This is a genomic window from Acidovorax sp., from assembly GCF_027492855.1.
GTDB lineage: Bacteria > Pseudomonadota > Gammaproteobacteria > Burkholderiales > Burkholderiaceae_C > Acidovorax.
Genome location: NZ_JAPUDY010000051.1, coordinates 25,514 through 52,136, shown reverse-complemented (window position 1 = coordinate 52,136; position 26,623 = coordinate 25,514). Strand labels below are relative to the sequence as shown.

22 protein-coding genes are annotated in these 26,623 nt (G+C 66.9%); 6 read left to right on the top strand and 16 right to left on the bottom strand.

Features of this window, described 5'->3' with window-relative positions; translation table 11 throughout:
- The first annotated feature begins 3 nt into the window (after positions 1-3).
- The 3 genes from Q0105_RS09870 (at position 4) to Q0105_RS09860 (ending at position 5,623) form a co-directional block, all read left to right on the top strand.
- Positions 4-3,156 (top strand): efflux RND transporter permease subunit, encoded by a 3,153-nt coding sequence (locus Q0105_RS09870; RefSeq protein ID WP_298211253.1) that lies wholly within the window; start codon positions 4-6, stop codon positions 3,154-3,156.
- 95 nt (positions 3,157-3,251) lie between these two features.
- Positions 3,252-4,823, top strand: coding sequence for an AMP-binding protein (locus Q0105_RS09865; protein ID WP_298211251.1), 1,572 nt, complete (start codon positions 3,252-3,254; stop codon positions 4,821-4,823).
- A gap of 38 nt (positions 4,824-4,861) precedes the next feature.
- Positions 4,862-5,623, top strand: coding sequence for an enoyl-CoA hydratase/isomerase family protein (locus Q0105_RS09860; RefSeq protein WP_298211249.1), 762 nt, complete (start codon positions 4,862-4,864; stop codon positions 5,621-5,623).
- A 12-nt stretch (positions 5,624-5,635) separates the two neighbouring features.
- Here Q0105_RS09860 and Q0105_RS09855 read toward each other — a convergent pair whose 3' ends face one another.
- From Q0105_RS09855 to moaA, 5 genes are all read right to left on the bottom strand, one after another.
- Positions 5,636-5,968 (bottom strand): thioredoxin family protein, encoded by a 333-nt coding sequence (locus Q0105_RS09855; RefSeq protein ID WP_298211247.1) that lies wholly within the window; start codon positions 5,966-5,968, stop codon positions 5,636-5,638.
- Positions 5,969-5,981: 13 nt separating this feature from the next.
- Positions 5,982-7,337 carry a gephyrin-like molybdotransferase Glp gene (gene glp, locus Q0105_RS09850; protein ID WP_298211244.1) on the bottom strand — a complete coding sequence of 452 codons (1,356 nt, stop codon included), beginning with the start codon at positions 7,335-7,337 and terminating at the stop codon, positions 5,982-5,984.
- 124 nt (positions 7,338-7,461) lie between these two features.
- On the bottom strand, positions 7,462-8,055 hold the full coding sequence (locus Q0105_RS09845) for a GNAT family N-acetyltransferase (RefSeq protein ID WP_298211242.1): 594 nt from the start codon (positions 8,053-8,055) through the stop codon (positions 7,462-7,464).
- 22 nt (positions 8,056-8,077) lie between these two features.
- Positions 8,078-8,710: a molybdenum cofactor guanylyltransferase MobA gene (gene mobA / locus Q0105_RS09840; protein WP_298211240.1), complete on the bottom strand. Its 633-nt coding sequence runs from the start codon at positions 8,708-8,710 to the stop codon at positions 8,078-8,080.
- Between the two features lie 17 nt (positions 8,711-8,727).
- On the bottom strand, positions 8,728-9,864 hold the full coding sequence (moaA, locus tag Q0105_RS09835) for a GTP 3',8-cyclase MoaA (RefSeq protein WP_298211601.1): 1,137 nt from the start codon (positions 9,862-9,864) through the stop codon (positions 8,728-8,730).
- A gap of 171 nt (positions 9,865-10,035) precedes the next feature.
- Here moaA and Q0105_RS09830 point away from each other — a divergent pair, with 171 nt between their 5' ends.
- The gene (locus Q0105_RS09830) at positions 10,036-10,884 is read left to right on the top strand and encodes a type IV pili methyl-accepting chemotaxis transducer N-terminal domain-containing protein (RefSeq protein WP_298211238.1); all 849 of its coding nucleotides are present in this window, start codon (positions 10,036-10,038) and stop codon (positions 10,882-10,884) included.
- Between the two features lie 7 nt (positions 10,885-10,891).
- Here Q0105_RS09830 and Q0105_RS09825 read toward each other — a convergent pair whose 3' ends face one another.
- The 4 genes from Q0105_RS09825 to Q0105_RS09810 form a co-directional block, all read right to left on the bottom strand.
- The gene (locus Q0105_RS09825; RefSeq protein ID WP_298211236.1) at positions 10,892-11,653 is read right to left on the bottom strand and encodes an SDR family oxidoreductase; all 762 of its coding nucleotides are present in this window, start codon (positions 11,651-11,653) and stop codon (positions 10,892-10,894) included.
- A 49-nt stretch (positions 11,654-11,702) separates the two neighbouring features.
- Complete coding sequence (locus tag Q0105_RS09820; protein ID WP_298211234.1) at positions 11,703-12,311, bottom strand: DUF2889 domain-containing protein; 609 nt, start codon at positions 12,309-12,311, stop codon at positions 11,703-11,705.
- A gap of 92 nt (positions 12,312-12,403) precedes the next feature.
- The gene (locus Q0105_RS09815) at positions 12,404-13,837 is read right to left on the bottom strand and encodes an aldehyde dehydrogenase family protein (RefSeq protein WP_298211232.1); all 1,434 of its coding nucleotides are present in this window, start codon (positions 13,835-13,837) and stop codon (positions 12,404-12,406) included.
- Between the two features lie 104 nt (positions 13,838-13,941).
- A complete protein-coding gene (locus Q0105_RS09810; RefSeq protein WP_298211230.1) occupies positions 13,942-14,646 on the bottom strand; it encodes a Crp/Fnr family transcriptional regulator in 705 nt (234 codons plus the stop codon).
- Positions 14,647-14,763: 117 nt separating this feature from the next.
- On the opposite strand from Q0105_RS09810, the gene Q0105_RS09805 reads away from it, so the two are divergent.
- The gene (locus tag Q0105_RS09805; RefSeq protein WP_298211229.1) at positions 14,764-15,288 is read left to right on the top strand and encodes an Mpo1-like protein; all 525 of its coding nucleotides are present in this window, start codon (positions 14,764-14,766) and stop codon (positions 15,286-15,288) included.
- 4 nt (positions 15,289-15,292) lie between these two features.
- Here the strand turns inward: Q0105_RS09805 and Q0105_RS09800 are convergent, their stop codons facing one another.
- From Q0105_RS09800 to Q0105_RS09780, 5 genes are all read right to left on the bottom strand, one after another.
- Positions 15,293-16,426, bottom strand: a complete 1,134-nt coding sequence (locus Q0105_RS09800) for an ABC transporter permease (RefSeq protein ID WP_298211227.1) — start codon at positions 16,424-16,426, stop codon at positions 15,293-15,295.
- A 12-nt stretch (positions 16,427-16,438) separates the two neighbouring features.
- Positions 16,439-17,611 carry an ABC transporter permease gene (locus Q0105_RS09795; protein ID WP_298211225.1) on the bottom strand — a complete coding sequence of 391 codons (1,173 nt, stop codon included), beginning with the start codon at positions 17,609-17,611 and terminating at the stop codon, positions 16,439-16,441.
- A gap of 203 nt (positions 17,612-17,814) precedes the next feature.
- A complete protein-coding gene (locus Q0105_RS09790; protein WP_298211223.1) occupies positions 17,815-18,789 on the bottom strand; it encodes an efflux RND transporter periplasmic adaptor subunit in 975 nt (324 codons plus the stop codon).
- Positions 18,790-18,796: 7 nt separating this feature from the next.
- A complete protein-coding gene (locus tag Q0105_RS09785) occupies positions 18,797-20,230 on the bottom strand; it encodes a TolC family protein (RefSeq protein WP_298211221.1) in 1,434 nt (477 codons plus the stop codon).
- Positions 20,231-20,251: 21 nt separating this feature from the next.
- Positions 20,252-21,073 carry a metal-dependent hydrolase gene (locus tag Q0105_RS09780; protein ID WP_298211219.1) on the bottom strand — a complete coding sequence of 274 codons (822 nt, stop codon included), beginning with the start codon at positions 21,071-21,073 and terminating at the stop codon, positions 20,252-20,254.
- Between the two features lie 152 nt (positions 21,074-21,225).
- On the opposite strand from Q0105_RS09780, the gene Q0105_RS09775 reads away from it, so the two are divergent.
- The gene (locus Q0105_RS09775) at positions 21,226-21,840 is read left to right on the top strand and encodes a TetR/AcrR family transcriptional regulator (protein WP_298211217.1); all 615 of its coding nucleotides are present in this window, start codon (positions 21,226-21,228) and stop codon (positions 21,838-21,840) included.
- Positions 21,841-21,898: 58 nt separating this feature from the next.
- Here the strand turns inward: Q0105_RS09775 and Q0105_RS09770 are convergent, their stop codons facing one another.
- Complete coding sequence (locus tag Q0105_RS09770) at positions 21,899-24,250, bottom strand: DUF1631 family protein (protein WP_298211215.1); 2,352 nt, start codon at positions 24,248-24,250, stop codon at positions 21,899-21,901.
- Positions 24,251-24,333: 83 nt separating this feature from the next.
- A complete protein-coding gene (locus Q0105_RS09765) occupies positions 24,334-26,415 on the bottom strand; it encodes a sodium-translocating pyrophosphatase (protein ID WP_298211213.1) in 2,082 nt (693 codons plus the stop codon).
- Between the last annotated feature and the right edge of the window lie 208 nt (positions 26,416-26,623).

Sequence of the window (26,623 nt, the reverse complement as noted above, 5' to 3'; positions counted from 1 at the left end):
ACCATGCAACTCGCTGAAATCTCGATCCGTCGACCGGTCTTTGCCACCGTGCTGTCGCTGCTGGTGCTGCTGATTGGGGCCGTGAGCTTCACGCGCCTGTCGGTGCGTGAATACCCCAAGATCGACGAGCCCGTGGTCACCGTCAGCGTGCGTTATGCGGGCGCCTCGGCCGAGGTGATCGAATCGCAGGTCACCAAGCCGCTCGAAGACTCGATCGCGGGCATCGATGCGGTGGATGTGATCACCTCCATCAGCCGTGCCGAGCAAAGCCAGATCAGCGTGCGTTTCCGGCTGGAGAAAGACGCCGACAACGCCGCCGCCGAGGTGCGCGACCGCACCGCGCGCGTGCGCAACCGCTTGCCCGATGCGGTGGATGAACCCGTGATCGCCAAGGTCGAGGCCGATGCGTCACCCGTGATGTGGCTCGCCTTCAGCAGCGACACGCGCACGCCGCTGGAGATCAACGACCTCATCAACCGCATCGTCAAGCCGCGCCTGCAGACCGTGACCGGCGTAGCCGACGTGCCCATCTACGGCGAGCGCAAATACGCCATGCGCGTGTGGCTGGACCCCGAGCGCATGGCCGCCTACCGCCTGACCACGCAGGACGTGGAAGACGCCATCCGCCGCAACAACCTGGAGCTGCCCGCAGGCCGCATCGAATCGCAGCAGCGCGAGTTCAGTGTGACCTCGCAGACCGACCTGGCCACGCCGACGCAGTTCTCCGGAGTGGTGATCCGCACCGTCAACGGCTTTCCGGTGCGGATTCGGGACGTGGCGCGTGTGGAGGAGGGCGCCGCCAGCGACCGCAGCCGTGTGCGGCTGAACGGGCGCGAGGCGATTTCGGTGGGCGTGATCCGCCAGGCCACGGCCAACCCGCTGGAGCTCTCGCAAGGCGTGCGCGCCATGCTGCCCACGCTCAAGGCCGATTTGCCGCCGGACATAGGCATCGACATCGCCAACGACAACTCTTTGTTCATCGACCGCTCGATCAAGAGCGTGTACAGCACCATCGCCGAGGCCGTGGTGCTGGTGGCCCTGGTGATCTTTGTCTTCTTGCGCACCTTCCGCGCCTCCATCATCCCCATCATCACCATCCCGGTGAGCCTGGTGGGCAGCTTTGCGCTGATGTCGCTGGCGGGGTTTTCCATCAACACGCTCACGCTGCTGGCGCTGGTGCTGGCCATCGGCCTGGTGGTGGACGACGCCATCGTGATGCTGGAGAACATCTACCGCCATATCGAAGAGGGGCTCGACCCGTTTTCCGCCGCCATCAAGGGCGCGCGCGAGATCGGTTTTGCCATTGTGGCCATGACGCTCACGCTGGTGGCGGTGTATGCCCCGCTGGCCTTCACGCCGGGGCGCACGGGGCGGTTGTTTGTGGAGTTCGCGCTGGCGCTGGCGGGCGCGGTGGTGGTGTCGGGCTTCGTGGCGCTCACTCTGTCGCCCATGTTGTGTTCGCTGCTGCTCAAACACAATCCGAAGCCCAACTGGTTTGATCGCTCGATGGAGCGCTGGCTCACGGCCTTGTCGGACGCGTATGGCCGCTTGCTGCGGTGGCTGGTGACGGCACGCTGGGGCAGCAATGGCGCCAAGGGTGCCGTGCGCGGCGCCATCTTCCAGGCCCGCTGGATCGTGCTGGGCGTCATGGTGTTGTGTGGTGCCGCGCTGGTGGTGGTGTACCCCAGCATGCGGCAGGAGTTGTCGCCCCTGGAAGACCGGGGCACCATCCTGGCCAGCGTCACTGCGCCCGATGGCGCAACGCTGGACTACACCAACCGCTATGCGTTGGAGCTGGAAAAAATCGGCCGCGACTACCCCGAGTTCGACCGCCTCTTCGCCAACATCGGCAACCCCACCGTGGCCCAGGGCAGCGTGATCTACCGCACCGTGGACTGGGAAAAACGCCACCGCACCACGCTGGAGCTGGCGCGGGATCTGCAGCCCAAGGTGTCCAACCTGCCGGGCGTCAACGCCTTTCTCATCACGCCGCCATCGCTTGGGCAGGGGTTCCGGTCGCGGCCCCTGACCTACGTGATCCAGACCTCGGACAGCTACGAGAACCTCAACGCGGTTGTCAGCGCCTTCATGGCCGAGATCGCACAAAACCCAGGCATCGTGGGCCCCGACGTGGATTTGCGTCTGAACAAGCCCGAGCTGCGCATCGAGGTGAACCGCGAGCGCGCGGCCGATTTGGGCGTGAGCGTGGACGTGGTGGCCAAGGCCATCGAAACCATGCTGGGCGGGCGCACCGTGACGCGCTACAAGCGCGACGCCGAGCAGTACGACGTGATCGTGCAGACCGAGGCCCGTGGCCGCACCACGCCCGAGCACATCGACACCATCTACGTGCGGGGCCGCAACGAATCCATGATTCCCCTGTCCAGCCTGGTCAGCGTGCGCGAGAGCGTGAGCCCGCGCGAGCTGAACCACTTCGGCCAGCGCCGCTCGGCCACCATCACGGCCAACCTCTCGCCCGACTACTCGCTGGGCGAGGCGCTGAGCTTCATGGACGCCACCGCCTCCAAGGTGCTCAAGCCCGGCTATACCACCGACCTCAACGGCACCTCGCGCGAGTTCAAAAGCTCGCAAGGCGCTTTAGGCATCGTGTTCGTGCTGGCGCTGGTCTTCATTTTCCTGGTGCTGGCCGCGCAGTTCGAGAGCTTCATCGACCCGCTGGTGATCATGGTGTCGGTGCCGCTGTCGATGATCGGTGCGCTGCTGGCCCTCAAGTGGAGCGGTGGCTCGCTCAACGTGTATTCGCAGATCGGCCTGATCACCCTGGTGGGGCTGATCACCAAACACGGCATTTTGATCGTGGAGTTCACCAACCAGTTGCGCGAGCAGGGCATGGAGATGGTGGACGCGCTCGTCAAGGCCTCGGCCCAGCGCCTGCGCCCTATTCTGATGACCACCGGCGCCATGGTGCTCGGCGCCGTGCCGCTGGCGCTGGCCTCGGGCGCAGGGGCCGAAACACGCACACAGATCGGCTGGGTCATCGTGGGTGGCATGTCGCTGGGCACGCTGCTCACCATCTTCGTGGTGCCCACCATGTACACCTTGTTTGCACGCAAGGCGGTGCCGGGCGCCAATATGGCCGTGGCGGTGGAGGAACCCGAGCACCCGCTGCTCCCGCACGACTACGTAGCTAAGTAGCCGACTTGGGGCGTGGTTGGTGCATCGGCAGGGCTGCTGGGTGCCCATGCCGTTACCTTCTGCGTTTGCCAGGTCGCTTTGATGTCAGGAGTTCCATGCCAGACTCTTTCAGCCTTTCGCTGGGTGCCGAGTTGCGCCGTGCAGCGGCCCAGGTGCCCGACCACCCCTTCATCCGCATGGCGGCAGGTGAATGGACGTATCGCCAGTTCGACGACGAAAGCGATTGCCTGGCGGCGGGCCTGCATGCGCAGGGCGTGCGTCCAGGGCACCGCGTCACGCTGATGCTGCCCAATTGCATCGAACTGGCGCTGCTATGGTTTGCGCTGGCCAAGCTGGGCGCGGTGGCGGCGCCTGTCAACACCTCGTTTCGTGGCACGGTGTTGTCCGACGCGGTCAACCTGGTGGAAAGCGAGCTGGCCATCGTTCACGCCACGCTGCACGCGCCCTGGGCGAAGGTGCAAACGGGGCTTGGCACCGTTCGCCATGTGTTCGTGCTGGGCGAAGGCCCGCTACCCACCGGTTGCTCGCCCTATGCGCTGCTGCGCAGCGTGGCGCCCGGCGAGGCTACATTGCCCCGGCCCGAGGTGGGTGTAGATGCGCTGTGCCTGCTGCTCTACACCTCAGGCACCACGGGGCGATCCAAGGCGGCGATGATCTCGCACCGTTTTGTGCTGGCCCATGCGCAGATCTTCGTCGAGGGGCTGGAGCTGCGCGCCGACGACGTGCTGTACTGCCCCTATCCCCTCTATCACCTGGATGCCACGGTGATGACCATTGCCCCCGCGCTGCTGCTGCGCAGCGTGGCCGCGATTGGCGAGCGGTTCAGCGTTTCGCGCTACTGGGACGAGGTGCGCGCCCTGCGGGCGACGGTGTTCGACTTCATGGGCGCCACGATCACCATGCTTTGGAAGCAGCCGCCCTCGCCACGTGACCGCGACCACCGTGCCCGCCTGGGCTGGGGCGTGCCGCTGCCCGCGTTCGCACCAGCGTTCGAAGCGCGCTTTGGCTGCAGGCTGGTGGAGCTGTATGGCTCCACCGAGGCGGGGGGCGTGATGTACCCGCCGCTTCACGCTCCCCGACGCGCAGGCTCGTGCGGTAAGCCTGCCGTTGCGTTCAGCGTGCGCTTGGCGGACCCTTGGGGTTTTGATGTACCTGTGGGCGAGGCGGGCGAGCTGCTGATCCGGCCGCAAGCGCCTGGGCTGCTCATGCAGGGCTACTACGGCATGCCCGAGGCCACGCTGGAAGCCTTCAAGGACCTGTGGTTTCATACCGGCGATGTGCTGCGCCAGGACGCCGACGGCTATATGTACTTTGTAGGCCGCAGCAAGGACATCGTGCGCCGTCGGGGCGAGAACATCTCCAGCGCCGAGGTCGAGATGGGCATCGAATCCCACCCCGATGTGCTCGAATGCGCCGTGTTCGGTGTGCCCAGCGACATGACGGAGGAAGAGGTCATGGCCTGCGTAGTGCTGCGCCCCGGTGCGGCACTCACCCCCGCCGTGCTGGCCGCACACTGCGCTGGTTGCATGGCGCGCTTCATGGTGCCGCGCTACCTGCGTTTTGCCGCCGCCTTGCCCAGAACGCCCACCGACAAGGTCGAGAAATTTCGCTTGCAGGCCGAAGGCATTACCGCCGACACCTGGGACCGCGAGGCCAGCGGCGGTTGAAGAAGTGATTGCTTGAAGAAAGAAAAAGGAGACCACCCATGCGTTTTGCCACCCATACCGTCGAGGGTGCCGTCAGCGTCGTCACCCTGCAGCGCCCCGAGCGGCTCAACGCCATCAGCGGCGCGCTGCTGGTGGATCTGTGCACTGCACTGCAGGAAGCGCAGGAGGATTCCGCTACGCGCGCCATCGTTTTCACCGGCGCGGGCCGGGCCTTTTGCGCGGGCGATGATCTCAAGGAGTTTGGCGAGCAGTCCGAAAGCCCGGCCGCCATTGCCGAGCACTGCGAGCGAATCCAGCAGGTCACGCGCGCCATCATGTTCGGCCCCAAGCTGGTGATTGGGGCGGTGCACGGCTATGCCGTGGGCGGCGGCTTCGAGTGGGTACTCAACTGCGACCTGGTCGTGGCCGCAGACAGCTTGGTGTGCTTTTTCCCCGAGATGGCCCTGGGCCACTTCGTGACCGGCGGTGTCACGCACCTGCTGCCGCAAGCGTTGGGGCACCAGCGCACCATGGAGTTGATCGTGCTGGGTGAGCGCCAGAGCGCGGCCGATCTCAAGGCGCTGGGGCTGGTGAACCGTGTGGTGTCGCAGGCTGACATGCTGCCCACCGCGATGGCCCTGGCCGCCGAGGTGGCCACGCGCTCCGCAGGGGCCACGGCCCGGCTCAAGCGGGTGCTGACCTCGGGCCTGGGGCCGCAGATCGACAAAGCCCTGGCCGTGGAGAGCGAGGCCGCCATGGCCTGCTTTGCCGACCCTGACACCGCGCAGCGCATCGCGGCGTTCACGCAAAAGCGCTTGTGAGGGTGCCAGGGCTTATGTTGCCGGAGCGATGCCCTGCACGGCATCCACCACATCCTGCGCCTGCTGGGGCCGCACCAGCCGCGCCACCTCCTGGCCGCCCTGCAGAAACACCAGGGTGGGCCAGAGCTTCACGCCAAAGCTGCGCCCCAGGCGCTGGCCGGGGCCGTCCTCGACTTTGACATGGGCCACGTCGGCGCGGCCCAACAGGGCCTGTTCGATCAGCGGCTGGGCGCGCTGGCAGTGGGGGCACCAGGGGGTGCCGAACTCCAGCACCGTGGCGCCGGGCAGGCTGTCCACTTCGGTACGGGTGGGCGGGGTTGCGAGGTGTTGGGCGGTGTAGGGCATCTTAGAAAAGTCCTCAAATTGCGCCGTTGAACACCATGACATCGACAGCATCGCCCACGGCCACATTGCCCTGGGCATGGTGCAGCACGATGAGCCCGTTGGCCTGCACCATGGAGCTGAGCACGCCCGAGCCCTGGTTGCCGGTGGTGCGCACCTGCAGGCTGCCGTCGGGCGCGGTGGTGACGGTGCCGCGCTGGTATTCGGTGCGGCCAGGTTTTTTGCGCAGGGCTTCGGTGCTGATGGCGCGCACCAGGGGCGGCGCGGCGTGGGTGCAGCCCATCATGCGCAGCAGGGCGGGGCGCACAAAGGCGAGAAAGGTCACCATCACGGCCACGGGGTTGCCGGGCAGGCCGAACAGCACTGCGCCAGCGGGAGATGGATTGCTATTATTTTGATAGCTGCTGGCGCTTGATGAATAAGCGCCAGAGCCTGTTTTTTCTTGAAACTCTGTGGCTGCGATGCGCCCCACGGCCATGGGGCGGCCGGGGCGCATGGCGATGCGCCAGAAGGCCACGTCGCCCAGCTTCTTCATCATGGTGCGGGTGTGGTCGGCCTCGCCCACGCTCACGCCGCCGCTGGTGATGATGGCGTCGGCCTGCCCTGCGGCCTGGCGGAAGGCGGCTTCGAGCAGCGCGGGTTCGTCGCGCACCACGCCCAGGTCGATCACCTCCACGCCCAGGCGCGTGAGCAGGCCGAACACGGTGTAGCGGTTGCTGTCGTACACGGCGCCTTCACGCGGGGGCTCGCCCAGGCTCAGGATCTCGTCGCCGGTGGAGAAATACGCCACGCGCAGGCGGCGCACCACCGTCACCGTGGGCAGGCCCAGGCTGGCCACCAGGCCCAGCGCGGCGGGGGTGAGCGGCTCGCCACGTGCCAGTGCCACGCGGCCTTCCATGAGGTCTTCGCCCTTGAAGCGGCGGTTGTCGCCCGTTTGCAGTACGTCGGCGGCGATGGTGATGTGCTGGTTGCCATCCGAGGTGGTGAACTCTTGCGGCACCACGGTATCGAGCCCCGTGGGCATGATGGCGCCGGTCATGATCTTCACGCACTCGCCCGCCGCCACGCTGCCCACCCAGGCTTTGCCCGCCAGTGCCGTGCCCACCACGCGCAGCGTGAGGGGCTGGCCTTTGACCAACTGTGCGCCCGCAAACGCATAGCCGTCCATGGCCGAGTTGTCGTGTGGCGGCACGCTGATGGGCGAGACCACGTCGCGGGCCAGCACGCGGCCCAGGGCGTTGAACAGGGGTAGTTCTTCGGTGGCGGTGACGGGCTCGACCAGGCGGTCCAGAAACGTGTTGACGTCAGAGGCCTTCAAGGCCTGGGGGTCGTAGCCCTGCAGTTCAGCGGCGATCTGGGCAATGGTCTTCATGAAAAAGGGCAATTCATCAGTTTGAGGACTTACGCAAATAAGGGTGCGACAACGGTCTGTGCCCTATGGCAGGCGGCATGTTTGAGCCTGTTTTGCGTAAGCCATGAGTTTGTCTGCGCGGCCATCATTGGGAGCGGCAGGCGGGAGCAGGGTTGGAGGTTAGCAAAAGCAGCATGTGCAGCTTGTCGTAGCCCACGCCGTCTACCACGATGGCGCGCGGCAGCAGGCCCCAGGCGCGAAAACCGGCCTGCTCGTACAGCCGCACCACATGGGGGTTGGATGCGGTGACCGTGAGCATCAGCTGCGTGAGCCCCGGCACATGCCGTGCGGCCAACACGCAGGCGGCCACGAGCTGCCGGCCGATGCCGTGGCGCTGCGCGGCGGGTGCCACCATCATGCTCACCACCGTGGCGCAGTGGCGCTGCTTGGCGCGCGGTTCGCGCTCGCAGCCCACGCAGCCCAGCAGGTGGCCCGCCGCATCGAACGCGCCCAGAAAGAACACGCCCGACGCCAGCGAGCCAAAGCGCACCGCGTATTCCTTGGCGGGGCGGCCTACCGATGAGGCGTAGTCCGACGTGAACGCATCCGGCGCGGTGCGCAGAGCTTCGTCGCGCAAGGCCTTGTAGGCTGCGGCATCAGCGGCCACCAGGGGGCGGATGCGCACCGTGCCGCGAACCGGCGCTGTTGCCGCAGCGCCTGCGCTGTGGGGGATGGGCATGGGGCGGCCTGCCTGGAGGGAGTCAGCGGCTTGCCGTGCCTTCCAGCGCGTGCAGCTCGGCCAGGGTGTTGGCGTTGAAGAACGCCTCTCGGTCGTCGCCCGGCTGGTCGAACGGCACGATGGCGCACTGGTGCTGGCCCGTCCACGCGTCGATCTTGCGGCCACCGGCCTGGGTGAAGGCGACCAGGCTTTCAAGCAGGTCTACACGCAGCAGGCAGAACACGGGCTGGGGGCGCACCTGGATGCGGCCTTGGCCGTCGTCCTCAGGTGCAGCCGCCATGGCGATGTCGGCGCCTTGCGCGTCGGCTGCTGCCGCCAGGCGCGCGGCCAGGTCCAGCGGGAAGAGGGGGGTGTCGCAGGGCACCGTCAGCAGCCAAGGTGTTTCGCAGCGCTCCAGCCCGGTCAGAAAGCCCGCCAGCGGCCCCGCGTAGTCGGCCAGCACATCAGGCCATACCGGCGTGCCAAAGGCCTCATAGGCGGCCAGGTTGCGGTTAGCGTTGACCATGGTGGCGCCAGTCTGCATCTGCAGCCGCATCAGCGTGTGCAGCGCCAGCGGCAGGCCGCGAAAGTTCTGCAGGCCTTTGTCGACCCCGCCCATGCGGGAGCCTCGGCCCCCGGCGAGAACGAGGCCGGTGATGTCTTGGGTGTCAATCATTCGTTATGGTTCAGTCGTTATCCGCCGATGTAGCTCATCTCTACCCGGCGTGCGCCACCGCCAGTGTCTGCCGGCAGGCTGCTGCGCAGCTCGGAGTAGCGGTCGTTGCGTTGCTGCCAGATGGGGGCGATGGCCGATGCGATGGCTTCGTCGCTGGCGCCGCCGCGCAACAGGGTGCGCAGGTCGTAGCCCTGGGTGGCAAACAGGCACAGGTAGAGTTTGCCTTCGGTGGACAGGCGGGCGCGGTTGCAGTCGTGGCAGAAGGCCTGGGTCACGCTGCTGATCACGCCCACTTCGCCCAGGCGCGGATCGTGCTGGCCCGCTGCGTTGGCATAGCCCCAGCGCTCGGCGGTTTCGCCGGGGCTGCTTGGGTCCAGCTGCACCAGGGGCAGCTTGGCGCGCAGGTGCTCGATCAGTTCGGCCGAGGGCAGCACTTCGTCCATGCGCCAGCCGTTGGTGGCGCCCACGTCCATGTATTCGATGAAGCGCAGCGTGGTGCCCGTGCCGCGAAAGTGGCGCGCCATGGGCAGGATTTCGTGGTCGTTGGTGCCGCGTTTGACCACCATGTTCACCTTGATCTGCGACAGGCCCGCCACATGCGCGGCTTCGATGCCCGTCAACACGTCGGCCACCGGAAAATCCACATCGTTCATGCGGCGGAACACCGCGTCGTCCAGGCCGTCGAGGCTCACGGTCACGCGGTTCAGGCCCGCTTCTTTCAGGGCCCGGGCCTTGCGCGCAAGCAGCGAGCCGTTGGTGGTGAGGGTGAGGTCGGGCGCGTGGCCATCCACGGTGCGCAGCTGGGCCAGTTGCGCCACCAGCTCTTCAAGGTTCTTGCGCAGCAGGGGCTCGCCGCCCGTGAGGCGGATTTTGCGCACACCGTGGGCCAGAAACAGCCGCGCCAGGCGCGTGATCTCTTCAAAGCTCAAGAGCGCGCCGTGTGGCAGGTAGGGGTAGTCCTTGTCGAACACCTCCTTGGGCATGCAGTAGTTGCAGCGGAAGTTGCAGCGGTCCGTCACGCTGATGCGCAGGTCGCGCAGCGGGCGGCCCAGGGTGTCGGAGAGCAGGCCCGTGGGGGCCACGGGGTGCGTGGGCACCCGCGCCGCCAGAGCGGCGATGCGTTGGTCCACCAGAGGAATCACACGTTCGGCCATGGCGTGATTTTGCCGCATGGGCCCTTTCAAAGGGGCCAAGCCCCTGGTGGGGGAGTTGATCGCGGTCAAGTATTCGCTGGACGGCGGTGTGCGTGGCCGTTCTTTGACATGGCGCAGGGCCATGAAATGCTGCGTCGCAACAATGTGAATATTTGTGGATCGGAAATACCCATGTCGACGTTGATGCGCGAATTCTCACCCCCGGCAGCACCGTGCCGACGCCGCGTGGCCGTGCAGTGGGTGGCAGCCGGTATTTTGCTGCCCGCCTGGGCCAACGGCGCCCAGGCGCAGGTGGGGCTGTCGGGGGCCATCAACCATGCGGGCTGGTTCCGCGCGCTGTCACAGCGCATGGCCAAGGCCTATTGCCAGCAGTATCTGCAGGTGTTGCCTGGCGCGGCGTTGGATGTGATGGCGCTGGCGCGCAAGATGGAGCAGTCGGGCGCGGGGGAACTGGCGCGGGGAATGCCGTCAGGGCGCTGGCCTGCCGACGTGGGGCGCCAGCTGGAAGAAGTGCACAAGCAGTTCGCCCTGCTCAACAAGATGACGGCCCAACCCGCGACCGAGACGTCGCTGGTGGTGGCGGCGTCCGAGCAGGCCGATCGAACGCTGCTCATCGCCCAAACCGTGACTGAGTCGATCGAGCGGATGGCGCAGGGGCCTAGCGCGCGCCTGGTGAACCTGGCGGGGCGCCAGCGCATGCTGTCGCAGCGCCTGGCCAAAAACTATTTTCTGAGAGCGGCCAAGGTCGAGTCCAAGGTGATGCAGGCGCAACTGGCGACCGATGCGGTGGACTTCCGCCAGGCCCTGAAGGCGCTGAAAGCGGCACCCGTGTCCACGGCAGCGATCCGCAACGAGCTGGAACTGGCCGATTCGCAGTGGCTGTTTTTTGAGTCGGCCCTGCGCCGCCCCGCCGATGATGCCGGGCTCAATGCGGTGGCGACCACCAGCGAGCGCTTGTTGGCAGTGATGGACCAGCTCACCGGCCGGTATGAGGCGGCCCTGCGCGAGGTGCTGGGCTAGCGGTGGCTTACACGCAGCGCCCGCCATCCACCTCGATGCACACGCCGCTGATGAACGATCCTTCGTCGCTGGCCAGGTAGAGCGCGGCGTTGGCCACGTCGAGCGCCGTGGAGAAGCGGCCCAGCGGAATGGTGGCCAAAAACTTTGCGCGGCGGGCTTCGTCCACCGGGCCGCCCGCAAACTCGGCGGCCAGGCCCGTGTCGGGGTTGAACACGGGGTTGATGCAGTTCACGCGGATGTTGTCGGGGCCCAGCTCGGCCGCCATCGACTTGCTGGTGATGATGACCGCACCCTTGGAGCCGTTGTACCAGGTAAGGCCTGGGCGCGGGCGCAGCCCGGCGGTGGAGGCGATGTTGATGATGCTGCCGCCACCCGTTTTGCGCAGTTCTGGCACGGCGTGGATGGCCGACAGGTAGATGCTTTTCATGTTGATGGCATAGACCTTGTCGAACTCTTCCTCGCTCACTTCGAGCATGGGGCGGTTGCGGTGTGTCCAGCCTGCGTTGTTCACCACCACGTCCAGGCGGCCATACAGGCGCACGGCCTCGTCGACCATGGCCTTGACCTCGGCGGACTTCGTCACGTCGGCCTTGAAGAACGCAGCCGTGCCGCCAGCGGCGGTGATCTCGGCCACCACACGCTGGCCACCGGCTTCGTTGATGTCATTCACGATGACCTTGCCGCCCTCGGCGGCCAGGCGCTTGGCGATGCCCTCGCCAATGCCGTTACCGGCGCCGGTGACGATGATGGATTTGTTCTGCACGCGCATGGGTGTCTCCTGTGGATATTCAAAATTGATAGCTGCTTGCGCTTGTTTATCAAGCGCTAGAGGCTGATTTGATCTGTTTTTCTGTGGTGCTGGCCACGGTCTGCGGCTTTGGCTGGGGCACTCGGCGGTGGAACTGCGGAAAGTACTCCTTTACGCCGTTGCCGTTGAAGTCCCACCCCGTGCACTGGCCCAGGTGGCGGGGCGGCTCGTCAGGGTTGGCCGCTGCAAACACGGCGGGCACCGACTGGAAGGCGGCGGTGGCCAGGTTGAACAGCAGCTCGCGCAGGTGGGTGCAACTGGCCACGCCGCCCAGGTGCTTCTGGATGGCCTGGCGCCAGCCGCGTGCCATGCTGCAGCCCACCATCTGCTGCAGCGCGGGCTGGGCCTCTTGGCAACCTTTGAGCGGATGGGCGTCCATGGCGACCTCGATGGCCTGCACCACGAGCTGGTGGTTCACGGTCACGCGCAGCCGCATGTGGTGGATGGGCTCGCCCGCCAGCCGCATGCCCTTGGCGTCGCGGAACGAGGGCGCGTCATAGGCCTTGCTGTCGTGCAGCTCGCCTTCGATGTCCCACAGGCCGTCGGCACGCTCGAAGCCCTGGTAGGTCACCCGGCGGACATGTTTCAGGGTGCGGGGGGCAGGTGGGCTCAGGGGCATGGCAAAAGAAAAAGCGTCGTACAGAAGAAGCAGAGGTTAGCGGTGGCGCGCCCGCGCTGTCGTGCGCGGGCGTGACACCTTGGGGCGCTTTCTCAACCGTACTTGATGGCCACCGTCTTGAGGGTGGTGAAGCCATACAGCGCCTCAAAACCCTTCTCACGCCCGTAGCCGCTCGATTTCACGCCGCCAAAGGGCAGCTCCACGCCGCCTGCAGCGCCGTAGTTGTTGATGAACACCTGCCCGCTGGCTACCCGCTTGGCCATGCGGAACTGGCGCGCGCCATCGCGCGTCCAGATGCCTGCCACCAGGCCGAACTGGGTGGCGTTGGCCAGCTCCACGGCATGGTCCTCGTCCTGGAAGGCCATGGCCGACAGCACGGGGCCGAACACTTCTTCTTGCGCCAGCCGGTGGCGCACCGGCACGTCGCGCAGCAGGGTGGGGGCCTGGTAGTAGCCGGTCTCGGGAGCTTCATCCACCACCACGCCCTGGGCCACCATGGGGATGCCCGCCACCTGGGCGTCCGACAGAAAGTCCCACACGCGCTGCTGCTGCGTCTGGCGGATCAGCGGGCCCACGTCCAGGTCCATCGCGGCGGGGCCGACGCGCAGCTTTTCAAACGCCTTGCCCAGGCGCTCCAGCAGGGGCTCGTAGATCAGCGAATCAATCAGCACGCGCGAACCGGCCGAGCAGGTCTGGCCCGCGTTCTGCACGATGGCGTTGATGACCACGGGGATGGCGGCATCGAGGTCGGCATCGGCAAAAATGATCTGCGGGCTTTTGCCGCCCAGCTCCAGTGTCACGGGGCAGTGGCGCTCGGCGGCCACCTGCTGGATCAGCGTGCCGATCTTGGGGCTGCCGGTGAAGCTGATGTGGTCGATGCCGGGGTGGCGCGCCAGCGCGTCGCCCACCTCGTGGCCGTAGCCGGTGACGATGTTGAGCGCGCCCGAGGGGAAGCCCACCTCGGCCGCGAGCTGCGCCACGCGGATCAGAGACAGGCAGGCGTCTTCCGCCGGCTTGACCACACACACATTGCCCGCTGCCAGGGCGCCGCCCACGCTGCGGCCGAAGATCTGCATGGGGTAGTTCCAGGGGATCACATGGCCCGTCACGCCGTGGGGCTCGCGCCAGGTGAGCACGCTGTAGCCGTCGGGGTAGGGAATCGTCTCGCCGTGGAACTTGTCGCAGGCGCCTGCATAGAACTCGAAGTAGCGCGCCAGCGCGATCGCATCGGCCCGCGCTTGTTTGGTGGGTTTGCCGCAGTCGCGCTGTTCGAGCGCGGTCAACTCATCGGCATGCTCCAGGATCTTGGCCGAGAGCTTTTGCAGCAACCGGCCACGCTCCACGGGCGCCAGCTTTTGCCACACCGCTTTGTAGCACTGGCGTGCGGCATGCACCGCAGCGTCGATGTCGTCGGCGTTGCTGCGCTGGATCTCGTCGAAGGGCTGGCCGTCGGACGGGTCGATCATGGCAATCGTGCGGCCCGAGGCCGACGGAACAGAAGCGTTGGCGATGAAGTTCAGTTGCATGGCCGCCATTTTGCCTGCAAATGAAATGTGTGCTTATTATTTGAATAAAAACAGCATCTACCGCTTTACCATCAAGCGCTATAAGCTATTGTTTTCATAGCAAATCAATCGCAGGCGGCGCGCAGAGCCGCCAGGTCCAGGATCTCCACCTCGCCGCGCTGCACGCGCACCAAGCCGCGCGCCTCCAGGTCCTTGAGGATCTGGTTCGTGGTCTGGCGCGAGATGGCCAGCATCAGTGACAGCTGCTCCTGCGAGATGGCGATCACGCGGCGCGACTGGCCCTCGGCCGTCCACTGGCCGTAGCCCTCGGCCATCATCACCAGGCGGCGGGCCAGGCGCTGCGGGGCAGGCAGCAAGGCCAGTTCCTCTATCGCCACGAAGGCGGTGCGCAGCTTGTCGGTGAGCAGCAGCGCCAGCGCGTGCCAGTGCTCTGGGTGCGCCTGCAGCCAGGCCAGCAGCCGCTCGTGTGGCACCTGCAGCAGCGTGCTGGCTTCGGCGGCATGGGCATCGTGCGTGCGGGCCGAGCCGTCGAACACCGAGATCTCGCCAAACCAGTGCGGCGGCTCCAGCCGCGTGAGCAGCGCCGAGCGCGCCTCGCTGGCCCGTCCGCCCGTGCCCGAGATGCTGATGGCCCCACGCACCACCGCATACAGCCCGCAGGGCGCATCGCCCCGCAAAAAAAGCACTTCGCCCGCCTGCAGCTGGCGCAGGTGCGCCATGTCGATCAGCGGCTGGGCAAAGTCGGGCGGCAGGTGGGCAAACCAGCGGCCGGACTGGAGAGCGGGCAGGTAGGCGGCGGGGGTGGTCATGCAGCGAAAGGGTGAGAAGGCCGGGAGAGGAGGGGGCTTTTGTCGTCTGTACGACAGACGCTGCCACGGGAGCGGCGCCAACATTGATGCTGCTCAAAACAGCATGCAGAGGCACCCATGAAAACCCTGATCGACCACCTGGCCCAGTACGCCGACTACCACCGCGACCCGCGCAACATCCACACCCATTTTGTGGGCGTGCCGATGATCATGTTTGCGGTGGTCGTGCTGCTCTCGCGCCCTGCATGGATGGTGGGTGATTTGCCGGTGACTCCCGCGCTGTTCTGCGCGCTGGCCAGTTGCATCTTCTACTTTCGGCTGGACACGCGTTTTGGCCTGGCCATGGCTGCGCTGCTGGCTGCCATGCTGGCCGGGGCGCAATGGCTGGCCGTGCAGACCATGGCCGTGTGGCTGGGCGCGGGCATCGGCCTGTTCGCGGTGGGTTGGGTGATCCAGTTCGTGGGCCACTACTACGAGGGCCGCAAGCCCGCCTTTGTGGACGATCTGGTGGGCCTGATCGTCGGCCCGCTGTTTGTGGTGGCCGAATGGGCCTTTGCGCTGGGTCTGCGCCGCGAGGTGCAAGCCGCCATCGAAGCGCGCAGCGGCCCGGTGCGGCTGCGCACGAAGCAAGCGGCGGCATAGGCCGCTACGCCTGCCGGGGCCGCGCCTTGTAAAGCAACGCAGCCGTGCACACCGCGCACAGCGCCACCAGCGCACACAGATACGGCAACGCCGCCGTCAACGGTGCCCCCAGCTGGTTGAGCCGCAGCGACGCCTGCACGCCCGAGGTGCTGGGCAGCAGCCAGCGCAGCCATTGCAGCGGCTCGGGCAGTGCCTCCACGGGCCACGAGAAACCGGCCACGAAGGCGATGGGCAGGGTGGTGAACAGCAGCACTTGCAGCGCGCGCTCGCGGTTGCCGATCCACAAGCCCAAGAGCGAGCCGAGCGCCGCAATGGCGGGCACGTAGCAGGCCAAGAGGGCCAGTGCACCCAGCGGGTTGCCGCCGCGTGGGTAGTCGTGCAGCACAAAAATCCAGCCAAAGTAGAACAAGCCGCTGGCCCAGCCCAGGGTGCACAGCGCCAGCAAGCGCCCCAGCCAGGTGGTGGCGCTGGCGCGGTGTTGCCCAGCCTCTACCCAGGTGCCGGTGAGCAGGGCGGCGCCCATGAGCAGGGTTTGCTGCAGGATCAAGAGCGCCACGGCGGGCACCACAAAACTGCCGTAGCCCTCGGTGGGGTTGAACAGCGCCACCATCTGCAACTGCACCGGGGCGCGGCTGGCGCGGGCCTGCTGGGCGCTTTGGCCGCTGGCCTGCAGTTTTCTGATTTCGATCCCGGCCGACACGGTACCCACGGCTTCGGCAAAGCCGTACTGCACGGCCTTGTTGAGCAGCGCATAGGCACCGTTGGCCTCGATGCTGACCACGGCGTTTTCGCCGCGCACCACGCTGCGCTTGAGGTGGGCGGGGATCACCGCATAACCCTCGATCTCGCCGCGCCACAGGGCCTCCTGCGCCTCGCGCTCGCTGCCGGTGACCAGTGTGACCGCGATGCGCGGGTCGGCGTCGGCAAAGCGCGTGATCTGGCGCGACAGGCTGGTGTGGTCCATGTCCACCACGGCCACCGGCACGCGGGTGAGCACCTCGTCGGCATAGAACCAGGGGTAGAAGAAACCGTAGAGCAGGGGCGCGCCGATGAGCAACAGCAGCACGCCCTTGTCGCGCGCCACCACGGCCAGGGCAGTGAGCCAGGCGTGCAGCAGGCTGCGGGGAGCGGAAGTCATGGAGTCGTTCATTCAGCGGCCTCCCCAGGTATCAGGACGGCGTGCTGCCAGGCGCAGGCCAACGGCGGCCACAAGCCAGAGCACGGCGGTGGCAATGAGCAGCCCCGCCATGGTCGACACGCTGGCAGACAGCGGTGCGCCCATCTGCAACTGCTCGATCTGCAGGCGGATGTAGTGGGTGAACGGCATGGCCTCGGCCCAGGCGCGGGCGCTGCCCGGCATGCCAGCCAGCGGAAACGCCACGCCGCTGAACGCAAAGGCTGGTGCCGCAAAAAAGCCTGCGCCCGACAGCGCGGTGCGCAGCGAGCGTGTGATGGCAGCCAGGGCTGCGCCTGCCATGGCCGACACGGCCATCAGCAGCGCCAGTGCGCCCGCCACCCACCACAAATTGCCCGGCGGGTGCCAGCCCCGGCCCCAGGTGATGCCCACCAGCGCCAGCAGGCCGACCAAGGTGAGCGACAACCAGGGCAGCGCGAGCTTGCCGATCAATGCCCCAGCGACCTGCGGCAGGCCGCCCGTGCTCAGCCACTCACCCAGGCTGCGGTCGCGCAGCTCGCGGCCCACTGTCCAGGCGCCCGCCGTCATGGCCAGGATGTGCAGCAGCGCGGGGATGAGCGCCGCGCCCAGAAACTGCTCGTAGTTGCTCGACACGTTGAACAGCGCCACCATCTGCGTGTGGATGGGCTCCATGCTCACGTGCACGGCTTTGGCACTTTCGCCGCGTTTGTTGCGTGCGGCCATCTCGATGCCTGCCGACAGCGTGCCCACGGCGCCGCGCACGTCGCGCTGCAGCAGGCCCGAGTGGGTGCCCATCTGCGCGTTGTGCAGCAGGGTGACCTGGGCGGCGCGGCCCTCCTTCACCGTGCGCGCAAAGTCGCGCGGGATGGTGACGACGGCATAGACACTGATGGCGCGCAGCCCGCGCTCGGCCTCGCCCGCGTTGGCGTAGTGCTGCGTGACCTGCACGCCCGGTGTGGCGTCGAGCATGCGTACCAGTTGGCGCGACAGGCTGGAATGGTCTTCATCGACCACGCCCACCGGCAGGTGGCGGGGCAACCCGGCTGAGAAGATCCACCACAAGAGCGCCACGGCCAGCAGCGGCACCCAGGTAACCATGGCCAGGTCCCAGGGGTCGGCCCACAGGCGGCGGGCTTCGCGGCGGAAGCTGCTTACTATTGAATTCATAGCTGGTAGCGCTTGTTAGATAAGCGCTAGAGGCACTTTTTGCTGACCATGCACATGCTGCAGACGCTTCTCCCCCTTCCGTTCGGGCTGAGCCTGTCGAAGCCTTGCGCGCACGCGGCAAGCCCTGGCTCCGACAGGCTCAGCCCGAACGGAAGGGGCGGTTTCTGAGGGGTGAACATCGTTAGGCACTATTTGCTGATAGCTCACTGCACCAGCACGGTCATGCCGGGGCGCGCGCCCTCGATGGGCGCGGCGGGCCGGGCGCGCACCTCAAACGTGCGGGCGTCAAAGCCCTGGCCCGCGCGGGTGGCGCGCCAGGTGGCGAAGTCGGGCAGGGCGCCGGTGTGATAGACCTTGAACGTCACCACCTTGTTGCCCAGCGCGGGCAGCGTGGCGTTGAACTCGTTGCCGATGGCAAAACGCTGCAAGTGGTCTTCGCGCACGTTCAGCACCGCCCATTGGTCCTTCAAATCCACCACCGTGACCACGGCCACGCCCTGGGGCGAGAGCTCGCCCGTGCGGGCCAGCACCTTGGCCACTTCGCCCGCCACGGGGCTCTTGAGTTCGGTTTCGGCCTGGGCGGCCTCGACCTCGGCCACCACGCCAGCCACCTGGCGGGCCTGGGCGCTGGCAGCGGCGCGGTCTTCGGTGCGTGCGCCAGAGCGGGCCAGGTCGTACTGCGCCTTGGCGGCCAGCGCCTGGTCGCGTGATGCCTTGTGGTTGGCCTCGGCCTCATCGCGCTTTTGTGCAGCCACCAGGCCTTCGCGGGCCAGGCCGTCCACGCGTTTGAACGACGACTCGGCCAGGTCGGCAGCGGCCACGGCGCGCTGCCAGTTCAGGCGGGCCATCTCCAGCTCTTGCGGGCGGGCGCCGTGCTGGGCCTTGTCGGCCACGGCCTGGGCGGCTTCTTGCGCGGCGGTGGCCTGGGCCAGCTTGGCCTTCACCTCGGGGCTGTCCATGCGGATCAGCGGCGCGCCCACGGCGATTTGGTCGCCTTCCTTCACCAAAATCTGCGCGATGCGCGCGGTGACCTTGGGGGCGATGTCGGCTTCTTGTGCTTCGATCTGGCCCTGGAACACCTCTGGCGCAGGCTGTGAGGCCTTCCACAGGCCAAAGCCCACAAAGCCCGCCACGGCGACGAAGGCGATTGCCCCGGCAACGGCTGTTTTCTTGCTCATATTTTCTTCACTCCACTTTCAGGGCGTCGGCGCGCGCCATGTATTTGCCAAAGTCTTCCGACAGGCCGCAGCTCTCCAGCAGCTCGGCCAGCGCTTTCACGTAGTCGTGCGCGGCCTGGGCGCGTTCGGTCTGGGCCTTGGCCTGGTTCACCTGCGCGTCGATCAGGTCAAGCGTGGTGCTGGTGCCCGCCTTGAGGCCCGAGGTGCGCAGGCGCAGCACCTCGTCGGCCAGCTCCAGGCCGGGCGCCAGGGCCAGAAACTGGCGGCGCGCCTGCTCCACGCCCAGCCAGCGTTTTTCCACCAGCAGGGCGATGTCGTTCTGCGCCTGTGCGCCGGTGCGCTCGGCCTGTTCAATCTGGCGGTTGGAGGATTCGGCCAGCGCGTCGCGGTCGATGGAATCCCACAGCGTCCAGCGCACACCCACACCGGCCACCCAATCGGCCTCCCTGCCGGTCTTGAGCTGGCGCTGGCCGAAGACGAAGACCTGGGGTTTGCGCAGCGCCTCTTGGGCGGCATGCAGCTGTGTGGCCTGCTCCTTCTTGGCAGCCACCTTGGACAGGCCCGGATGGCGTGCCAGCGCGGTGTCGATGAACCGGGGCAGGGCCTCCAGCGGCTGGCCCAACACGAACAGCGGGCTGGTGGGCGTGACGCGATCGGCGGCCTTGAGCGTGCGGGTGAGCGCGGTGGCGGCCAGCTCGGCATCGTCGCGTGCTTTGCGGGCATTGCGGCGCGCTTCTTCGAGTGCGGAGCGGGCCTGCAGGCGCTCCACACGGGCGATCACGCCAGCGTCCAGCATCTTCTGCGCGGCGGCATCGTGCTGCTCGATGGTGGCCAGGGCTGCCTCGCGCAGCACGGCGGCGCGCTCGGCGAGCTGGGCGCCGAAGTAGCGCAGCACCAGGAGCGTGGTGGCTTCGTCGCCCACCTTGGCGGCATCGGCCTCGGCCTCCTGGGTTTTGGCATCGAGCAGGCCGCGCGCGGCCTCGCTGGCGCCGCCCATGTAGAGGGGCCAGAAGGCCGACACAGAGGCCGTGGTGTCGCTCTTGCTGCGGTTGAGTGTGTAGGAGGACGGCAGGTGCGGCATCTGCGCGAGGGGGGCGGCCAGTTGCGGCGGCAGTTGCGAGAGCACGCCGGGCAGGGCGCGGTTGAGCGGGTTCAGGTCCACGTCCAGGTTGGCGTTGTAGGCATAGGCCGCGCCCGTGAGGTTGACCACTGGGCCGCCCAGGCGCTGCATGGCGTCGCGGCGCAGTTGAGCGCTTTCCACTGCGTGGCGCGAGGCGGCGAGTTGGTCGGAGCGCTGGCCGAGCTGTTGCAGCGCGGCGCCAAACGCCAGGGGTTCGGCCTGCGCGGCCAGAGCGGCCAGCGCCAGCGGGGCGGTGGTGGCAAGGCGCAGCAAAGCTTCGCCTGCCCGGCTTTTGCGCCGGGGCGTCGTGTGGGGAGTCATGGTTTCAGGTGGTTGTCGTTGTCAGCGGGCGCCCACGGGGGTGAAGGCATCGCTGTGTTCGGCCAGCCAGCGTTCGGAGACGTCGCTGCCGTGTTGGTTGGGGTGGAAGTCGCGCTTGAGGTACGCGCGCCAGGGCTTGTAGCTCTCGCGCACCAGGCCGCCTTTGCCGAAAAGTGTGCGGGCGGCGCTGGCCCAGGTGCTCCACTTCCACAGCGTGCCGTCGTGGCGCAGGTTCAGCAGCGTCTGGCGCAGCGTGTCGCCCAGAAACACCAGCGTGATGCGGCGAAACCAGGTGATGCGCCATTCGTGGTTGCCGCCCAGCGCCTGGTACAGGTCGAAGGCCGTGCTTTTGTGCTCGGCCTCTTCGGCGCAGTGCCACTGCCACATCGTGGCCAGGCGGGGTTCGGCGCCCTGCACGGCACGGGGGTGGCTCAGCAGCCATTCGGCCAGCAGGGCGGTGAAGTGTTCGTTGGCGGCCGTCACGGCCAGCGGATGGCGCGGGTCGGCACCGGAAAAAAGTGCCATGCGGGCCTGTGCACGCGGCGCCCATTCGTTGACGAGGCCCTGCTTTTCGAGGTGGCCGTTGAACAGCGTGTGGATGCGGCGGTGCGTGGCCTCTTGCCCGATGAAGCCGCGCACCTCGTCGGCAAAGCGGGCCTGCTGCTCGGGCGGCAGGGCCTTGTGGCCGTCACGCACCGCGTCGATGAAGAACTGCTCGCCCACGGGGAAGCTCATCGACAGCGCATTGAAAAGCGCCGTGCGAAACGCATCGCCGCCGCACCAGTGGCGGTCAAAAGGCGTTTCCAGGTCAATCAGCAAACGGCGGACGACGAGTTCGGTCATGTGAAAAATCTCCTGGCGCGGGGCAGTGCCGCATCGGTGATCGGTGGTACATCGGATTTGGTACGTTGTAGTACCGATGGGTTTGTATGATGCAGATCAACTGTGGTACTGTCAAGTACCTTGTCGAATTTTCTGTTGCAAACCCAGGCCCTATGAGTGAAGCCACCACCTCTGACGCAGCCCCCGCCATAGGCGCGGAACACCGCGCCCGCTTGCTCGAAGGCATGGCCCGCGCCGTGGCGGCCAAGGGCTATGCCGACACCACGATCGCCGACATCGTGCGCGAGGCCAGCGTGTCGCGCCGCACCTTTTATGAGAACTTCGCCGACAAGGCCGAATGCCTCATCGCACTGTACGAGGCGGCCAGCGGCAACGCCATTGCCGTGCTGCGCGCCGCCATCAATCCGCACAGCGAATGGGAGGCCCAGGTGGCGCAGGCCATGGCTGCTTACTTCGGCGTGCTGGCGCGCAACCCAGTGCTGCTGCGCACGCTGTTCATCGACATCCTGGGCCTGGGCGCGCCGGGCCTGGCCGCGCGGCGGCGCGCCAACCAGCAACTGGCCGACCTGATGCTGGACGTGGTGAACAACCGCCCCGGCGCACGCCTGCGCAAGACGCCACTGCAACCCACCATGGCCATGGCGGTGGTGGGCGGCATCAATGAGATGGTGCTGCAGTCCATCGAGCAGGAGCGGGCGGGGCAACTGCAGGAGCTGGTGGAGCCCGCCAGCGCGTTGCTGCGGGCGGCGATCTCAGCGGAGTTTTGACAAAAAAGGCTGCTAGCGCTTGTATATCAAGCGCTAGCAGCTATTAATTTAATAGCAATCACATCTTGCTGTCCATGCTGTTGCGCATGGCGGCCTGGGCCACGGCGTCCAGGGCGCCGTCCACCACGGGCTGCTGGGTGAGCACGTGTATCGCGCCTTGCTGGATGAGCCGGTCGACCAGCCGCAGGGTCATCGACTGGGTGCGACCGGAGGCGCTGGTGAAGAGGAAGAGGTTGCCGTTCGAGCCGATCCAGGACAACTGGGTGCGCTCCCAGCGACCCGCCACCAGCAGGTTGACCCAGTTGCCGATGGCCAGCGGGGGGCGTGCAGGGGCATCGCCCGCGGCGGGCATCAGCAGGGGTTCCGGGCTTTCGGATTCGGGGGACTGCGAGGATTCCATGAAGCCTGATTCCCTCGCCTCGGCAGGGGCGACCCAGGGCTCGTCGTCGTCCAAAAGGGCGGCGGCGGATTGCTGCGCCACCGGCGGCGCACCGGCGGGCCGGGCGGCTGCAGCGGATGGCGAGGCGGGTGCTGCCGCGGGCCTTGGGCCGGACTTGAAGGCCTGTTGGTGCAGTTGCATCAGCAGCTCAAAAACGGCTTCGGTCCGCTCGGCCGGGTAGTCGATGGACGCGAGGCCATCGCGCAACTTGGGTAGCAGTTTGGGCAGCAGGCGTGCCAATTGGCCGGTGTTCTTGCGGGTCAGCTCGGGCTGGGCGCTCCAGATCAGGGCGTCCACCAGCTCCTGGTAGCGGCTGGGGTCGGTGCTGTTGGTGGTGTCCGTCAGGCGTGCCTCGGCCATCACCTGGGCCCACGGGCCAAGCAGGAAGCGGGAGATGGCGTCGGGCATCTTGCCGATGTCCGGCAGCAACCAGATGTCGCGCGAGATCTTGGCGGCCAGCAGGTGGCGCTGCTCGGCGTGCTGCAGCGCGTTGATGGCGCGCTGGCGTTCCTGCTTGCGCGCCTGCTCTTGGCTTGCCCATTGGGCGTGCAATTGCTCCAACACCTGCTCGAAATCGTCCGGCCCCTCGATGGGGTCGGAGGCCAGCGGGCCTGCGACGTCCATCAGCGAGCGCATGAAGTCCTGGAAATCGGGCGCCTCGGTGTTGTCAAAGGCCTGGCTGCGTTCGGTGATGTCCTGCAGCAGGCGGCGCGCCGGGTGCTCCTTGGTGCTGAAGAACCGGGTGTCGACCAGCGCCAGTTGCATCAGGGCGGGCTCCAGGGCGCGGATGAATTGCTGCACGGGCCACAGCAGCCGGTTGTCGCGCGCGATGTTCTCCACCATCAGCGCCACCACCTCGGTGCTCAGGGCCTGCGCCAGCCCCCCGGTGTGCTGGCGCGGCGCGGCTGCAGGGTCGCCGCCTTCGCCCGCCTGGGCGCGCTGGTTGCCCAGGCGCTCCATCATCTGGCCGACCTGGTCCATCTCCTGCAGCGCTTCGAAGGCGGCGGGCACGGTGGCGGCGAAATCCAGGGGCTCAGGGGCCGTGATCTGGGGGAGCTGGTCCGGGTTCTCGAACTCGCGCGCGAAGCGTTCGGAGAAGCTCTCGCCGGGTGCGGGCACCTTGATGTGCGCAGCGCTGTCGCCCAGCTCGCCCAGCAGCAGGCGGCGCAGGCTGTCGAGCGTGAGCAGCGGGTCGGCGGCCTGCGACGACGTGAACCGGTCCGAGTCGATCGCAAAGCCAGGCGAGGCACCGCCTTCGGTCGGCGGGATGTACACATACTGGCCGTCGGCCTGGCGCATGGCATAGCCCACGGGTTGCACGCCGCTTTGTTTGTACTGGTCGATCAACGCCAGGTAGAGCGTGCGCAATTCGTTGCCCAGCGCCTGGGCCATGTGGCCGATCCAGTCGTGCCGCACTTGTTCTGTGACCTGCATCTGCGACATCACGGCTTGCAGTGCCTGCAGGAAGACGTCGGGGCGCAGGGGGTTGTGCTCGGGGCGCACCTGCTGCAGCCCCTGGGCCGCGCACACCAGGGCGTCGAGGTCGGCCAGCGGCCCCTCCACGGCAGAGATCAGCACCTGCCGGGCGCGCGCGCGCTCCACGCTGTCGCTGATCTGGGTTTCGTCCATCAGCTCCAGTTCGTCGAAATGGACGGTGAACAGGGAGCGCGTGGCTTTTTCTTCCCGTGGGGCGGTTTCCTTGTCGAAGGCCTTGCGCAGCGCATCGGTGTAGCGTTCGCCCATCACGGACGCGAGCCGCGTGAGCTGCTGGCGGGCTTCGTGCATGGCGTGGTGCTCGCCCGGCGTGCGGGCCTGGTCCTGGCGCGCCTGCAAGGACATGCGCGTGGCCTCGGCGACCCGCTCCATCAGATGCCTTGCATCCGCCAGCACGCCCTGCACGATGCGCTGGTACAGCGTGGCGTTGTTTGCGAAGGGGGTTGGGGCAGGCGGGGCGGTGTGTTTCAAGTCCATCTTCTCTGCAAGGATACCGATGCCGCTGATGGTAAGCGGCAAAGGGGGCCGAAGCCCCCCGGTATTCCTCTAGAAACGCGGCTTTACCCGCCGTGGAACTTGACCACCAGCGGCACGATCAGCAGCGCCACGATGTTGATGATCTTGATCAAGGGGTTGATGGCGGGGCCTGCCGTGTCTTTGTAGGGGTCGCCCACGGTATCGCCCGTCACGGCTGCCTTGTGGGCCTCACTGCCCTTGCCGCCGTGGTGGCCGTCTTCGATGTACTTCTTGGCGTTGTCCCAGGCACCGCCGCCCGTGCACATGCTGATGGCCACGAAGAGCCCGGTGACGATGGTGCCCATCAGCAACCCGCCCAGCGCCTTCGGCCCCAGCAGCAGGCCCACGACGATGGGCGCGATCACGGGCAGCAGGCTGGGGATCACCATCTCTTTGATGGCGGCGGTGGTCAGCATGTCCACGGCCTTGCCGTACTCGGGCTTGCCCGTGCCGTCCATGATGCCCTTGATGGTGCTGAACTGGCGGCGCACCTCCACCACCACGGCCCCGGCGGCGCGGCCCACGGCCTCCATGGCCATGGCGCCGAACAGGTAGGGGATCAGGCCACCGATGAACAGCCCCACGATGACCAGCGGGTCGGACAGGTCAAAACTGATCGATTTGCCATAGGTTTCGAGCTTGTGCGTGTAGTCGGCAAACAGCACCAGCGAAGCCAGCCCGGCCGAGCCGATGGCGTAGCCCTTGGTCACGGCCTTGGTGGTGTTGCCCACGGCGTCCAGTGGGTCGGTGATGTCGCGCACGCTGCTGGGCAGCTCGGCCATCTCGGCAATGCCACCGGCGTTGTCGGTGATGGGGCCGTAGGCATCCAGTGCCACCACGATGCCCGCCATGCTCAGCATGGCCGTCGCCGCCACCGCAATGCCATACAGGCCCGCCAGGCTGTAGGACGCGATGATGGCCCCGCACACAAAAATCACGGGCCAGGCCGTGGAGCGCATCGACACCCCCAGGCCCGCGATGATGTTGGTGCCGTGGCCCGTGGTGGACGCTTGGGCGATGTGCTGCACGGGCGAATACTGCGTGCCGGTGTAGAACTCGGTGATCCACACCAGCGCCGCCGTCAGCACCAGGCCCGTGGCGCAGGCGCCAAACAGCCGCAACTGGCTGCCGCTGGCGGCGATGGCGTTGTCCGGAATGATCCACAGCGTGACGAAGTAGAAGGCGATGAGCGAAAGCACACCGGCAATCGCCAGGCCTTTGTACAGCGCGGGCATCACGTTCTTCATGCCGGGCGAGGCCTTCACGAAGAAGCAGCCGATGATGGACGCCACGATGGACACCGCGCCCAGCGCCAGCGGATACACCACGGCGTTGACTGGCGCCGTGGCCACCAACAAGGCCCCCAGCACCATGGTGGCGATCAGCGTGACCGCGTAGGTCTCGAACAGGTCGGCCGCCATGCCTGCGCAGTCGCCCACGTTGTCGCCCACGTTGTCGGCGATCACGGCGGGGTTGCGCGGGTCGTCCTCGGGGATGCCCGCCTCGACCTTGCCCACCAGGTCGGCGCCCACGTCAGCGCCCTTGGTGAAGATGCCGCCGCCCAGGCGCGCAAAGATGGAGATCAGCGAGGAGCCAAAGGCAAAACCGATCAGCGGGTTGAGCAGCGTGGCCAGGTTGGCGGTGGGCGTGAGGTTGCCGTTGCCCGCCAAAAACCAATAAAAGCCCGTGACGCCCAAGAGCCCCAGCCCCACCACCAGCATGCCGGTGATGGCGCCGCCGCGAAACGCCACATCAAGCGCGGGGCCAATGCCCTGTGTGGCCGCCTGCGCCGTGCGCACGTTGGCGCGCACCGAGACATTCATGCCGATGAAGCCGCAAGCGCCCGAGAGCACCGCACCCACCACAAAACCCACCGCCGTGGTGCCGTCGAGAAAAACGCCGATGAGAACCGTCAGCACCACGCCGACGATGGCGATGGTCTTGTACTGGCGGGCGAGGTAAGCCGCTGCACCGGCCTGGATGGCGGCGGCAATCTCTTGCATGCGGGCATTGCCTGGGTCTTTGGCGAGGATCCATCCCCGCGCCCAGATGCCGTAAGCCACCGCAATCAATCCGCAAACCAGAGCCAGTATCAGAGGGGCAGTCAGCGCTGTATTTCCAGCCATTCGTCACTCCTTGGAATATTCAGTTGCACGGAAGGAAACATCACAACGCAGGACGGTGGTGCTTCCGTTGCGTTGCTTCCTCGTGCTCCCGAGCGCCACAAAGGGCAAGGAGTCGATTGGCCAACAGGCCCAATTTACAGCCAAACCGCAGTTTGCAAGCGGGCAGAAAGGGGCGTGCGCCTAAAATCAGGGTTAATCCCGACACTTC